Source organism: Sphingobacterium allocomposti (assembly GCF_008124885.1).
Taxonomy (GTDB): Bacteria; Bacteroidota; Bacteroidia; order Sphingobacteriales; family Sphingobacteriaceae; genus Sphingobacterium; species Sphingobacterium allocomposti.
Genome location: NZ_VNHX01000010.1, coordinates 137990 through 151734 on the forward strand (window position 1 = coordinate 137990; position 13745 = coordinate 151734).

General features: G+C 47.8%; 9 protein-coding genes. 8 read left to right on the top strand and 1 reads right to left on the bottom strand.

Going from position 1 to position 13745, the window contains the following annotated elements; all coding sequences use genetic code 11:
- The first annotated feature begins 3 nt into the window (after positions 1–3).
- Positions 4–3156, top strand: a complete 3153-nt coding sequence (locus BC792_RS09210; protein ID WP_148908708.1) for a basic secretory protein-like protein — start codon at positions 4–6, stop codon at positions 3154–3156.
- Positions 3157–3221: 65 nt separating this feature from the next.
- Here BC792_RS09210 and BC792_RS09215 read toward each other — a convergent pair whose 3' ends face one another.
- Positions 3222–3542 carry a GIY-YIG nuclease family protein gene (locus tag BC792_RS09215; protein ID WP_148908709.1) on the bottom strand — a complete coding sequence of 107 codons (321 nt, stop codon included), beginning with the start codon at positions 3540–3542 and terminating at the stop codon, positions 3222–3224.
- Positions 3543–3653: 111 nt separating this feature from the next.
- On the opposite strand from BC792_RS09215, the gene BC792_RS09220 reads away from it, so the two are divergent.
- From BC792_RS09220 to BC792_RS09250, 7 genes are all read left to right on the top strand, one after another.
- Positions 3654–4427: an XRE family transcriptional regulator gene (locus BC792_RS09220; protein WP_148908710.1), complete on the top strand. Its 774-nt coding sequence runs from the start codon at positions 3654–3656 to the stop codon at positions 4425–4427.
- 101 nt (positions 4428–4528) lie between these two features.
- Positions 4529–4993 carry a ribosome assembly cofactor RimP gene (gene rimP, locus BC792_RS09225; protein ID WP_170250000.1) on the top strand — a complete coding sequence of 155 codons (465 nt, stop codon included), beginning with the start codon at positions 4529–4531 and terminating at the stop codon, positions 4991–4993.
- 1 nt (position 4994) lies between these two features.
- Positions 4995–6233, top strand: coding sequence for a transcription termination factor NusA (gene nusA / locus BC792_RS09230; RefSeq protein WP_148908712.1), 1239 nt, complete (start codon positions 4995–4997; stop codon positions 6231–6233).
- 105 nt (positions 6234–6338) lie between these two features.
- Positions 6339–9377 (top strand): translation initiation factor IF-2, encoded by a 3039-nt coding sequence (gene infB / locus BC792_RS09235; protein ID WP_148908713.1) that lies wholly within the window; start codon positions 6339–6341, stop codon positions 9375–9377.
- Between the two features lie 109 nt (positions 9378–9486).
- The gene (locus tag BC792_RS09240; protein ID WP_148908714.1) at positions 9487–10530 is read left to right on the top strand and encodes a ferredoxin--NADP reductase; all 1044 of its coding nucleotides are present in this window, start codon (positions 9487–9489) and stop codon (positions 10528–10530) included.
- A 12-nt stretch (positions 10531–10542) separates the two neighbouring features.
- A complete protein-coding gene (locus tag BC792_RS09245) occupies positions 10543–11202 on the top strand; it encodes an NAD(P)H-binding protein (RefSeq protein ID WP_148908715.1) in 660 nt (219 codons plus the stop codon).
- A gap of 162 nt (positions 11203–11364) precedes the next feature.
- Positions 11365–13578 (top strand): NADP-dependent isocitrate dehydrogenase, encoded by a 2214-nt coding sequence (locus tag BC792_RS09250; protein WP_148908716.1) that lies wholly within the window; start codon positions 11365–11367, stop codon positions 13576–13578.
- The last annotated feature ends 167 nt before the right edge of the window (positions 13579–13745 follow it).

Below are 13745 nucleotides of genomic sequence, written 5' to 3' on the forward strand. Positions count from 1 at the left end.
ATTATGAATACACATCGTGGATTAAGCTGGATAAAGCTAGTGAAATGGATCTTGGGGTCTATGCTGTTTTTTGCTATGCCGCAACTCGTATCAGCGCAGTACTTTGGGCAGAACAAGATGCGTTACAAGAAATTGAAGTTTAAAGTAAACGAGACGCCACATTTCGAAATGTATACCTATCTGGAAAACGACAGTATGGTAAACTGGCTTGCCAAGGAAGCTGAAGTTTGGTATGGCATGCACCAGCAGGTCTTTCAGGATACATTTTTAAGGAAAAACCCGATTATCATCTACAACAACCACCCCGAGTTTCAGCAAACGACAGCAATTTCCGGCGAGATATCGGTAGGGACCGGAGGTGTCACCGAAGCTTTCAAGCAGCGGGTCGTAATGCCGGTCATGCAGATAAACCAGCAAACCAGACACGTTCTGGGACACGAAATGGTGCACGCCTTTCAATACCGTGTTCTGATGGAAGGCAGAGATACCACCCGTCTGGAAAGCGTAGCGAATATACCACTATGGATGGTCGAAGGGATGGCCGAGTATCTCTCTATCGGAAAGAAAGACGCGTTCACCGCTATGTGGATGCGCGATGCTTATGCCCGTGAGGACATTCCTTCGTTGAAACAGATGACCGAACAGTCCTACAACTACTTTCCATACCGTTACGGACAGGCGTTCTGGGCGTATGTAGGTGCAACCTACGGCGATACCGTCATTATGCCTCTTTTTATAGAAACAGCAAAATACGGTTACGAATTCGCAATGCGCAGGGTCTTCGGCTACGATGCGCAAACCATGTCTACGCTCTGGCGCAACAGCATGGAGTCTACCTTCAAAGCGCTGAATAAGGATACAACTTCCAGGCCTATCGGACAGCCGCTGATCACCTCGAAAAACGGCGGACGCATGAACGTTGCCCCCGCCATTTCGCCAGATGGACGGTTTGTCGCGTTTATGTCGGAAAAGGATCTGTTTGGTATCGATCTATTCCTTGCAGACGCCACATCGGGACGGATCATTCGAAAACTGGGAAGCCGGACCACCAATAAGGATATAGACGAGTTCAGCTACTTAGAGTCGGCAGGCGATTTCTCATCCGACAGCAAACGGTTTGCTTTCAGCGTCTTCAGCGAGGGCAAGAACAAACTGATGATCATCGATGTTGAAACCGGAAGAGTTGTTTCCACGGATGCCATGGGTGATATTGTGGAGTTTACCAATATCACTTTTTCACCCGACGGGGATCGGGTTGCTTTCTCAGGGCTGAAAGAAGGACGAAGTGATATTTACGTATACAACCTAAAAACAAAAGAGCTCGACCAGCTGACCGATGATAAATACTCAGACTTCCAGCCAAGCTTTTCCCCTGACGGCAGACAGATTGTTTTCAGTACCGACAGGGTTTCGTTTCAGAGCGATTCCAGGGCCGTAGACATTCCTATGGGACTTGCCGTTATTGATGTAAATACACGTCAGGTCGTGCCCATTGATGTTTTTCCGGGAGCAAACAACCTAAACCCACATTTTTCGGGGGATGGTAAGCATATCTATTTTCTTTCGAACGGCGACGGCTACCGTAATCTGTTTCGCTATTCCACGGAAACGTATGCTGTTGAGCAGCTGACCGATTACTTTACAGGAATAAGCGGCATCACCGAATACTCGCCGGCGATGAGCATCTCCCGAAATGACGATATCGTGTATTCTTATTTCAAAGGCAACCAATACAGTATTTATAAAGCCAAGTCGTCCGACTTCGAGCCGACGGTCGTGGATGCCAGTGTGTCGGATTTCAGGGCCGCGATGCTGCCTCCCGATGTAAACAGGGGTGTCAATGTTGTCAACACGAATTTACAGAACTTCAATGCGTATCGTCGAATTAACGACACGCAGATAAGTCCGGTTCCATACCGGTCGAAGTTTAAGCTGGATTATCTGGCGAATTCCGGCGTCGGCATGACCGTGGGAACACGTTATGGCGCCGGCATGGCAGGAGGTATCTTTGGGATCTTCTCCGACATTTTAGGTTACAACCAGATATACTCCACCTTGAACATCAATGGCGAGGTGCAGGACTTCGGCGGACAGATTGCCTACGTCAACCAGCGTAGCCGCTGGAACTGGGGTGGCTCGGTGTCGCATATCCCGTACCGCAGTGGGTTCAGGATGTATGAGATGGATGATCTGGGGCGTGGAGGCGAGGAGCCGGTCGTCAGCGACTATATAATCCGACAGTTTGAAACGCAGGTGGACGCGTTTGTTGCTTATCCTTTTAACAGACACCATCGTTTTGAGATGGGCGGTGCCCTGGCCCGCTACGGCTATAACGTTGAAAAATGGAGACAACCGTATTTCGGCTTCGGTTTTCTCGATCGGGAACGCCTGTCCAACGACGAGGCTGCAAGAGTGCTGGGCGTGAGCAATCTCGATCCTTTGGTTATGCAGCAGCTGAGCGCCTCCTTTGTCGGTGACAACTCTATTTTTGGGCTGACCGCTCCATTGGAAGGCTTCCGATACCGGTTGTCTGCCGGTCAATATTTTGGCGATATCAACATGCGCGTATACAATGTGGATGTGAGACGCTACGTACGATTTAAGCCTGTTACCATCGCGGCGCGGGCCTATTCCTACATCCGTTCAGGAGATGATGCCAACCGCTTACGCGGCAACTACATCGGTTATCCATTCTTCGTCCGGGGATATGATGACCTCAGCCGCGACCGTGTAGGAAACATTTCCTTTGACGACCTCATGGGATCCAGGGTGCTCGTCGGTAACTTTGAACTGCGCTTGCCTTTCACCGGCCCCGAGAAATTGGCCACCATAAAATCCGGATTGTTATTCTCGGATCTGAACCTGTTTTTTGATGCTGGTCTAGCTTGGAATAGTGGAAATAAAATCGTCAGCAGCTTAGATAAAAAACCGTTGGTGGAGCAGTATTATTCGGATGGCACCCGGGTTGAAGACGAAACCGGACGCCCGATCTTAGGATACGACAGAAACTACAGAGTGCCTGTGTTCAGTGCCGGCGTTTCTCTGCGTGTCAATCTGTTTGGCGCCATGATATTGGAACCTTACTATGCCATTCCTTTTGTATCATCCAGAACGAAATTTGGAACCTTCGGATTAAACTTTATGCCGGGTTGGTAGTCTTACCAATACAGGGATGTTTGATTAGTGTAGAGGATAAGGTTGTTAAAGGTCGTTGTTTCGCGTTAGGCGTAAACAACGACTTTTTTGTTTTCAGTTCTGGCAGGGAACGGCTTTAAGTTAAGCCAGTTGGGGTTCTTCATCCGGATGAGGCGCTCCCTTTGCATGCGGGTAAAGCTGCGTAGCTGATATTGTCGCAATACGGCCTGCTCTTTCGAATCAAACTCCTCCAGAAAAACCACGTTGTTTAATTTCGGAGTGGCGCTGAACAGCCCACCCACAACGCCCTGTATTTCCTGTAGTTTGGCGTTAATATCCGTGCAATAGCCCACTTCCAGGTAGGTCCGGTTGCTGTCTGTAACTATATATACGATGTGCTTGTCCATATTTATATCCATTATGTGCTAATAAATTTGGTGATACCAATCTTAATTACTAATTTTATTGGCACAATATTACTAATAATTTTAGTATTTAAAAATTTTTTAGAAAAAATCATGTCGAACATTGCGTCCAATCTCAAGTTTTTAAGAAAGAAAAAAGGATTAACCCAACAGCAGTTTGCCGATGCGCTGGAGATTAAGCGCGCGTCTGTCGGTGCATATGAAGAAGACAGGGCAGAGCCGAAATATGAGCTACTGAAGAAGATAGCGGAGTTTTACGAACTCACGATGGACGAACTTACGCACGACGTTATTGACGAACGGTGGAAGCCTACGCCCAAAAGCAATGCATCGAATCTGCGTGTTCTAAGTGTAACGGTGGATGCACATGATCGCGAAAACATTGAGCTCGTTCCAGTGAAGGCGAGCGCCGGCTATTTAAATGGCTACGGAGATCCCGAATATGTTGCCGAGCTACCGAAGTTTTCGCTACCCATGTTTAACCAGGGGACATACCGTGCTTTCGAAATAAAGGGGGACTCGATGCTGCCTTTACCGTCCGGTAGCATTATAATAGGCGAGTACGTAGAAAATTGGCACGATATCAAGCCCAACCAGACCTACGTGATCGTGTCCAGGGAAGACGGCGTAGTATATAAAAGAGTGGCCTTTAAATTTAAAGAAGACAAAGGATTAAAGCTGGTGTCAGACAACAAGTCCTACCAGCCGTATTGGGTGGCGGCGGAAGATATTATTGAAGTCTGGAAGGCAAAAGCCTATATCAGTACGGTGCTTCCCGAACCCAGCCCTGAACCGACCATGGAAACGTTGACATCAATGATGGCGCAGATGCAAAAAACCATCAACGCCGTGGTCGATAATAAATAGACGCACATTTGCTTGTTTGAAAGAATATTTATATCTTTGTATAATCTTAAGAAGAGGGGGCATGGTATGCCCCCTTTTTTAATTCGTTTATTAAAATAAGTATGCTAATAGAGGAAAGAGTTCGTGAACTTGTGCAAGAAAAGATTGCCGATCGGGAAGACCTGTTCATTGTACGCATAAAGATGTATAACAACGGCATATTGGAAATCCTGATGGATGGAGACAATGGTATTGCGATCGAGGACTGTGTGCAGATCAGCCGGCACGTAGGATACCATCTGGAAGAGGAAAATGTAATTGATAGGGCTTACCGTCTAGAGGTCTCCTCTCCGGGAGTGGATACGCCGCTGTTGCTTCAACGCCAATACGAAAAGAATGTGGGGAGAGAAGTGCGGGTAAAGGATCACGAAGGGGCGAAGCGCGAAGGCAAGCTTCTTTCCGTCGACGAATCGGGCATAGTGATCGAGGAGAAAATTAAAGAAAAAGGGAAAAAGGCCGCTACACAGGAGGCCGCTATTCCATTCGAACATATAAAAGAAACAAAGGTGTTAATTTCATTTAAGTAAAATGAGCAGCAATATCAACTTGATAGACTCGTTTCAGGAGTTTAAGGATTTTAAAAATATCGACCGTCCTACTGTTATTACAGTACTTGAAGAGGTGTTTCGAAGCATGATCCGTAAGCGTTTCGGCACAGATGAAAATGTCGATGTTATTGTCAACCCCGACAATGGGGATTTGGAAATTTGGAGAACGCGGGTTGTCATGGAAGACGGGTTCTCGGAAGATGACGATCTAGAGATCGAGTTAGCGGAGGCACGCCAATATGATCCGGATCTGGAAGTTGGAGACGAGTATATCGAGCAGATCACGCTAGAAAGCTTCGGCCGACGGGCGATATTAGCTGCACGGCAGACCTTGGTTTCAAAGATTCTAGAATTAGAGAAAGATGAGGTTTTTAAGAAGTATAAAGATCGCGAGGGAGAGTTGGTCATCGGCGAGGTTTACCAGATCTGGAAGAAGGAAATTTTGGTGCTTGACGAAGATGGCAACGAGCTAATCCTGCCGAAGACAGAGCAGATTCCTGCAGATTACTTTAAAAAAGGAGACAGCATACGGGCGGTGGTATCGAAGGTGGACATGATGAACAATAATCCGAAGATCATCATCTCCCGTACAGCACCCGAATTCCTGCAGCGTCTATTCGAGTTGGAGGTACCCGAAATTTTCGATGGTTTAATCACGATTAAAAAGATTGTGCGCGAGCCGGGCGAGCGGGCCAAGGTTGCTGTAGAATCATACGACGACCGTATCGATCCTGTTGGTGCCTGTGTGGGCATGAAAGGATCCCGTATCCACGGAATCGTACGGGAACTGCGCAATGAAAATATCGACGTCATTAACTTCACGCTGAACAATTCACTATATATTACACGGGCGCTGAGCCCCGCGAGAATATCGTCCATAAAAATCGACGAAGAAAATAAGACCGCTGCTGTATACTTGAAGCCGGATCAGGTTTCTTTGGCGATCGGACGCGGAGGCCATAACATTAAACTGGCCGGCAAACTGACCGGTTATGAGATCGACGTATACCGCGAAAATGATGAGGTGGATGAGGATGTGGATATTGAGGAATTTGCAGACGAAATTGACGGTTGGATCATTGACGAGCTAAAACGCGTAGGCCTTGACACAGCGAAGTCAGTATTGGCGTTGAGCGAAGAAGAGCTGGTTAGACGTACCGATTTGGAAGAGGATACTGTACATGAGATCGTACGCATTCTGCAAGCCGAATTTGAATAGCGTTTTACCGCTAAAAACACTGAAAAAACAATTGTTCCGAAATTGTTTTTTCAGTGTAAAAAAACATATTTTTGTAAGAACTTAATATTAGAAGGTAAATAATAGATGATAGAAGGAAAAAGCGTAAACTTGCTAAAGGCAGCAAAAGAACTTAACATTGGGATAGGTACCGCTGTTGATTTCTTGGTAAAGAAAGGTTTTGATGTCGACTCTAAGCCTAGCACCAAGTTATCACCTGATATGTATGCCGTCCTTTTAAAAGAATTTCAAGGGGACAAAATCGTAAAAGACGAAGCGAAACAAATTGTTATCGGAAAAATTCGTCGTGAAGAGTCAGCTGCTGGAACAGGTGGAGCCAATCCTACTGAGTCTAAGGAAGACATTCAAGAAGATGTCTCCCCTTCAAAAGAGATCTTAATTAAGAACGCGACTCCGGAACCTCCGGTTGCCCCTGAAGACAGCAAAGAGAAGGAAGCCAAAAAGGACGAGGGGAGCCCACTCAAAGTCGTTGGTAAAATAGATTTAGATAGTTTACATCGCGGCCGCAGCAAGAAGGTAGAGGCGAAAGAAGAAGAGAAGGCACCAGCTCCAAAAGCGGTGGAAGAAGCTAAACCGGAGCCGACGCCTGCAGAACCGGAAATAAAAGCTGAGAAAGCTGTTCCGGTACCGGAGCCCCTCCAAGAGGACATCCAAAAAGAGGAAACCCCTAAAGCGGCTGTAGATACAACCATCAAGCAAGCCGATGCGGTGTCGCCTAAGGACGAACCTAAAAAAGAAATAAAAACCGAGCCTAAGGCCGACATGAATAAAGAAATTACAGAAGTGAAATCGCGTGTAGCAGGAGAGGGGCAATCTGCTGTGACAGGAGAGCCGCAAAACGAGGTGATCCGCGCCCGCTCAGAAACATTAGCAGGGCCTAAAGTCGTTGGTAAGATCCAGTTACCTGTAGAGCGTAAGCCTGTTGCGTCGTCTTCAAGCGCGGCGAACAACGACAACAAGCGCAAGCGGAAACGATCTAACAAAAACCAGCCGGTAAATCCGGCAGCTGCTGATGGCAACCAACGGAGCGCGGGAGATAACAACAATGCCAACCGTAGCGGTGGATTTAACAGGGGCGGAGGCCACAGCAACACCGGCAACCGGCCCGGCCAACCGCACGACCGACACGGCAAAGGAAGACACGATAACCGCGGCAAAGGACGTCATCAGGAAGCTCCAAAAGAAGAGCCTTCTGAAAAGGAAATACAAGATCAGATTAAAGCAACGCTTGCACGCCTAAGCGGTGCCGGAAAATCCGGAAAGTTCGCTCAACGGGCGAAGTTGCGCCGTCAGAAACGTGACGACATAGCACTTTCCGCTGAAGAGGCTGCAATGGAAGAAGCAGCACAATCAAAAATCCTGCGCGTAACAGAGTTTGTGACAGCGAATGAGCTAGCCAACTTAATGGATGTGCAGGTTACGCAAGTTATTTCCACATGTATGAGCCTTGGTATGTTCGTCTCCATCAACCAGCGTTTGGATGCGGAAACGTTAACAATCGTAGCAGACGAATTTGGATATCAGGTAGAATTTATAAAGCCCGAAGACGAAGAGGTTACGGAGCTCGAAGAACCGGACAACGAGGCTAACCTCGTGCCGCGCGCACCTATTGTAACCGTCATGGGACACGTTGACCACGGTAAGACCTCATTGTTGGATTATATCCGTAAAGCAAACGTCACCAAAGGTGAAGCGGGCGGTATAACCCAGCACATTGGAGCCTACGCCGTGAATCTTGAGGATGGACGGAAAATCACGTTCCTGGATACGCCTGGTCACGAAGCGTTTACCGCCATGCGGGCCCGTGGTGCGAAGGTAACGGATATCGTTATCATTGTAATCGCAGCAGACGACGCGGTCATGCCACAAACACGGGAAGCAATTAACCACGCGCAGGCAGCGGGTTCACCGATTGTGTTTGCCTTCACCAAAGTGGATAAGCCGGGAGCAAATGCAGATAAAATCCGTGAGCAGCTTTCAGCGATGAACATCCTTGTAGAGGACTGGGGCGGTAAATATCAGGCGCAGGAAATTTCGGCCAAAACCGGAGAAAATGTAGAGCTGTTGCTAGAAAAAGTATTGCTGGAAGCAGAGTTACTTGAGCTGAAGGCCGATCCGAAGAAGCGCGCAGTAGGTTCAGTAATTGAGGCCGCACTCGACAAGGGACGTGGTATCGTAACAACTGTACTTGTGCAGGGCGGTACACTACGCGTGGGAGACGCCATCCTGGCCGGATCTTACGCTGGTAAAGTGAAGGCATTGACGAACGAGCGGGGCGAGCGCGTTAAAGAGGCCGGCCCATCGATTCCCGTGCAGATCCTCGGTATGTCCGGAGCGCCGACTGCCGGCGACAAGTTATACGTGCTTGAAAGCGAGTCGGAAGCCAGACAGGTGGCCAACAAACGCTTACAGTTGCAACGCGAACAGGGAATGCGCGCCACGAAACATATTACGCTGGATGAAATTGGCCGTCGTTTAGCAATTGGAAACTTCAAAGAGCTAAATGTCATTGTTAAGGGTGACGTTGACGGTTCGATTGAAGCGCTTTCCGACTCTTTATTGAAGCTATCTACGGATGAAATCCAGGTAAATATTATTCATAAGTCCGTGGGAGCCATCTCGGAATCTGATGTTCTATTAGCTTCGGCTTCAGATGCTATCATCGTAGGCTTCCAGGTTAGACCAACGCAAGGTGCCCGTAAATTGGCAGAACAAGAGCAGATCGACATCCGTCTGTACTCGATTATCTACGACGCTATCGAAGAAGTCAAGTCGGCAATGGAAGGTATGTTAGCACCTAAATTTGAGGAGAAGATCGTGGCAGAAGTGGAAATACGGGAAACGTTCAAAATTTCCAAAGTGGGTACTATCGCAGGGTGTATGGTATTGGAAGGAAAGATCAACAGAAACAACGATATACGTGTAATCCGCGAAGGTGTGGTTATCCATACCGGAAAGCTGGCTTCGTTGAAGCGCTTCAAGGACGACGTGAAAGAAGTGTCACAAGGCTACGAATGTGGTCTGAATATCGACCGCTTTAATGACATCCAAGTGGGCGACATCGTAGAAGCGTACGAACAGGTGGAGGTGAAACGGAAACTCTAATAACAAAACTACATCGAATATAAATCCCGTCAGACAACTGTCGGGATTTTTTATAGCCCATTGGAGGTATCTATTTGACTATTGCCTGGAATTAAAGTATTTTTATGGCATGTACAAATTTCGGATATCTAATATCATACAGCAGCCCAACAATAATGTAACGATAACTTTCGATGATCTGTCCGGAAGCTACCCACGCTATAAGGCCGGTCAGTTTCTAACCTTATCGTTTATGTTCGGCGAACGGGAGGTACGTCGGTCTTATTCTTTTAGCAGTTCTCCGTACATAGATGAGCCGTTGGCCATCACGGTAAAGCGGGTAGATAATGGCGAGATTTCCCGCCTTCTCCATCACAGGGCAAAAGTTGGCGACGTTGTCAACGTACTGGACCCTCAAGGCCTTTTCTATTACGAGCCGAACCCCTCCATCGAACGTACCATCTTTCTGTTTGCAGCCGGAGTGGGCGTCACCCCATTGTATGCCATGCTGAAAACAGCACTGGTAACAGAACCAGGGACCAAAGTCGTTTTGGTATACAGCAACAGCTCGCCAGACCGCACCGTATTTTACGATGAGCTGCTTGACTGGCAGCAGCGCTATCCCGATAGATTACATATTGTCTGGATATTTTCAAACTCGAAAAACCTGTTAAACGCCCGCTTGAATCGGGAATACCTGATAAAGATCGTAAACGAGCATATGCCAAGCCACCGTAGCGCACTTTTCTTTACCTGTGGCCCTGTATTCTATATGGACCTTGTCCGGTTTACTCTTCTAGGCATGGGTATCCCGGACCAGGATATTAAGAAGGAGACTTTTCATTTTCCGGAAGAAGAGGAAGATGACGACGAAAAGGAAGAAGAACCTGTCGACATGACCTCCTATAATATTACATTACGGTTTCAGGGGCAATCATATCCGCTGCTGATTCCGTTTAACAAAACCGTTTTGGACATTGGACTCGAACATAAAATTAAGCTGCCGTATTCCTGCAAGTCGGGAATGTGCAGCACCTGTATTTCCCAATGTACGTCTGGTTCTGTCAGAATGGATTACAATGAAGTGCTTACTGACCGCGAGGTAGAAAACGGAAAATGCTTAATCTGTGTGTCTCATCCTTTAGAGGAGGGGACTGTTATTGAAGTCCTTTAGACCCAAAAATCCATGCGAGCAATAGTTATAGGCGCCACGGGTGCCACCGGAAAAGAGCTTACCCGCCAGCTGCTGGATGACCCGCGGATCTCAGCGGTTGTGGTACTGACGCGCAGACCATTTTTTCCGTCCGGGGAGAAGTTGAGGGAGGTTGTTGTGGATTTCGAGCAGCTGCCGGCTTATGCCGACGAGATCCATGGCGATGTCGCCTTCTCCTGTTTAGGAACGACACGCCGGGAGGCGGGCGGGACGACTGCACAGTGGCGGGTCGACCACGACTATCAACTTACGTTTGCGAAACTTTGCCGCCAAAAAGGAATCAACCATTTTGTGCTACTCTCGTCGGCAGGCGCCGGAGAGAATTCTCTATTTTTTTACAGCCGAATGAAGGGGACATTGGAGAATGCCGTAAAGGCGCTGGGATTTCCATCGCTGACCATTATACAACCCGGACCAATCCTGCGGCCCCAGTCCACACGGAAGGGCGAGATAGCCGCCGCACGGCTGGTAGTATTGCTTAATCGCGTAGGACTTTTTCCCGACTATCGCCCTATATCGACCAGCACTCTTGCACGGGCAATTATACAAGCATGCCATCAAAATGCGGGTGGTATAACCATCTATACGCCGAAAGACCTTAACAACCTTCCGGCCTCTGCCGGTCATCGCTAATCGATATGGGACAACAATTGTTCGATTCCCGCCATAATTCGAACAGCGCTAGCGTTTTTATTTTCTAATGCTTATCTTTAGGCGGATTTTAAAAAAATGGACCAGTATCTTCCGTTTTTTAGATTTATTATGAAAAATTTACTAATACTTCAATAGAAAATTATGTCATCTAAAATTATTTACACAAAAACTGATGAAGCGCCATTGTTGGCGACGTATTCGTTTTTACCTATTGTCCAAGCCTTTGCAAAAACGGCAGATATCGAAGTAGAGTTAAGAGATATTTCGTTGGCAGGACGTATCCTTGCAAACTTTCCAGAATACTTAACCGCCGGACAGGTCACGGCGGATGCGCTCGCAGAATTGGGGCAATTGGCTACTAAGCCGGAAGCAAATATCATTAAGTTACCGAACATCTCGGCTTCTATCCCTCAGCTAAAAGGGGCAATTGCCGAGCTTCAGAAGGCCGGTTACAACGTGCCCAACTATCCGGACGCACCAGCAAATGCGGAGGAAGAAAAAATCAAAGCAACTTACGCTAAGGTGCTTGGTTCGGCTGTGAATCCTGTTCTTCGCGAAGGTAATTCCGACCGCCGCGCGCCTAAAGCGGTAAAAAATTACGCGAAGGCAAATCCCCACAGCATGGGGGCATGGTCTGCCGACAGCAAAACAAAGGTGGCATCCATGACTTCGGGCGACTTCTACGAAACGGAAAAATCACTTACGGTTGATCAGGATACACAATTTAAAATAGAATTTGTAGGCACTGATGGAAACGTAAAAGAGCTAAAAGGATTGGCCAACCTGAAAGCTGGCGAAGTCATCGACAGCTCTGTGATGAACCTTGCCAAATTAAAAGCTTTCGTAGCACAGACGATAGAAGAGGCTAAAGCGGCCAACGTCTTGTTGTCAGCCCACTTAAAAGCTACCATGATGAAAGTATCCGACCCGATCATTTTCGGAGCTATCGTGGAAGTGTATTTCAAGGATGTATTTGCTAAGTTCGGAGAACTATTTGCAGAACTGGGTATCAACAAAAACAATGGCCTTGGCGAAGTGTACAGCAAAATAGCGGCGCATCCAAAGGCAGACGAAGTGAAAGCGGCTATTGAAGCAGCTATTGCCACCGGGCCTGACCTTGCTATGGTCAACTCGGATAAAGGCATCACCAACCTGCATGTGCCATCTGACGTTATCGTCGATGCGTCCATGCCGGCTATGATCCGTACTTCCGGTCAGATGTGGAATAAAGAAGGCAAGCAACAGGACACCTTTGCTATTATCCCGGACCGTTCGTATGCTGGCGTATATGCTGCTGTCATCGAAGATTGTAAGCGCAATGGCGCCTACGATCCGAAAACAATGGGATCAGTACCGAATGTGGGGCTGATGGCCCAAAAAGCGGAAGAATATGGCTCGCACGATAAAACGTTTCAGGCAACAGAAAGCGGTTCGATACGCGTCGTCGATGCGAACGGAAACGTATTGATGGAACAGGCTGTAGAGCCCGGCGACATTTTCCGTATGTGCCAGACGAAGGATGCGCCTATTCAGGACTGGGTGAAACTGGCGGTCAATCGAGCGCGCCTGTCGAATACGCCTGCTGTATTCTGGTTAGACGAAAATCGAGCCCATGATCGCGAAATCATCAAAAAAGTAAATAAATATTTGCCGGACTTCGACACCGACGGCTTAGACATCCGCATCTTATCTCCGGTAGAAGCTACCCGGTTCTCCGTGGAGCGTATCCGCAGGGGAGAAGATACCATTTCAGTAACGGGAAATGTGCTGCGCGATTACTTAACGGATCTGTTCCCTATTTTAGAGGTCGGCACATCGGCCAAGATGCTTTCCATCGTTCCTTTGATGAACGGAGGTGGGCTGTTCGAGACCGGCGCTGGAGGGTCTGCACCTAAGCACGTGGAGCAGTTTCTTCAGGAAGGCTACTTACGTTGGGATTCCTTAGGGGAATTTTTAGCGCTAGGCGCTTCTTTTGAGCACCTATCACAGACCCAGAATAATCCGAAAGCACAGGTACTAGCTGACGCATTAGACGTGGCCACGGAGAAGTTTCTGGCCAACGACAAATCTCCGGCCCGTAAGGTAGGACAGATCGATAACCGCGGATCGCATTTTTACCTGGCTTTGTATTGGGCAGAAGCACTGGCTGCACAGACTGCTGATGGCGAGTTGGCAGAAAGGTTCGCGCCGCTGGCTAAAACATTGATCGAAAATGAAGCTAAAATAAACGAGGAGCTGATAGGAGCTCAAGGAAAAGCGCAGGACGTGGGCGGATACTATTTTCCGAACGACGAACTTGCGACACAGGCTATGCGGCCTTCTGCAACATTCAATAGCGCGATCGCTTCCCTATAACGACAGGTGCATATCGCAGCCACCTCTTCTGATTCAGGAGAGGACGGTTATAAAAAAGCCAGATCCGATAGAAAGGGCACTGAAAAAGTCCCCTTAGAAAAAAGGCTAAAAAAAGGAGTGGAAAACAGCAGTTTTCTGCTCCTTTTTTCGTATCTTAATGTAGGCTT

Excerpts from the sequence above, each read along its gene's own strand:
- nusA (WP_148908712.1), top strand. The coding sequence starts at position 4,995 with ATGAGCAGCAATATCAACTTGATAGACTCGTTTCAGGAGTTTAAGGAT.
- BC792_RS09215 (WP_148908709.1), bottom strand. The coding sequence starts at position 3,542 with ATGGACAAGCACATCGTATATATAGTTACAGACAGCAACCGGACCTAC.
- BC792_RS09250 (WP_148908716.1), top strand. The coding sequence starts at position 11,365 with ATGTCATCTAAAATTATTTACACAAAAACTGATGAAGCGCCATTGTTG.
- BC792_RS09240 (WP_148908714.1), top strand. The coding sequence starts at position 9,487 with ATGTACAAATTTCGGATATCTAATATCATACAGCAGCCCAACAATAAT.
- infB (WP_148908713.1), top strand. The coding sequence starts at position 6,339 with ATGATAGAAGGAAAAAGCGTAAACTTGCTAAAGGCAGCAAAAGAACTT.
- rimP (WP_170250000.1), top strand. The coding sequence starts at position 4,529 with ATGCTAATAGAGGAAAGAGTTCGTGAACTTGTGCAAGAAAAGATTGCC.
- BC792_RS09210 (WP_148908708.1), top strand. The coding sequence starts at position 4 with ATGAATACACATCGTGGATTAAGCTGGATAAAGCTAGTGAAATGGATC.
- BC792_RS09245 (WP_148908715.1), top strand. The coding sequence starts at position 10,543 with ATGCGAGCAATAGTTATAGGCGCCACGGGTGCCACCGGAAAAGAGCTT.
- BC792_RS09220 (WP_148908710.1), top strand. The coding sequence starts at position 3,654 with ATGTCGAACATTGCGTCCAATCTCAAGTTTTTAAGAAAGAAAAAAGGA.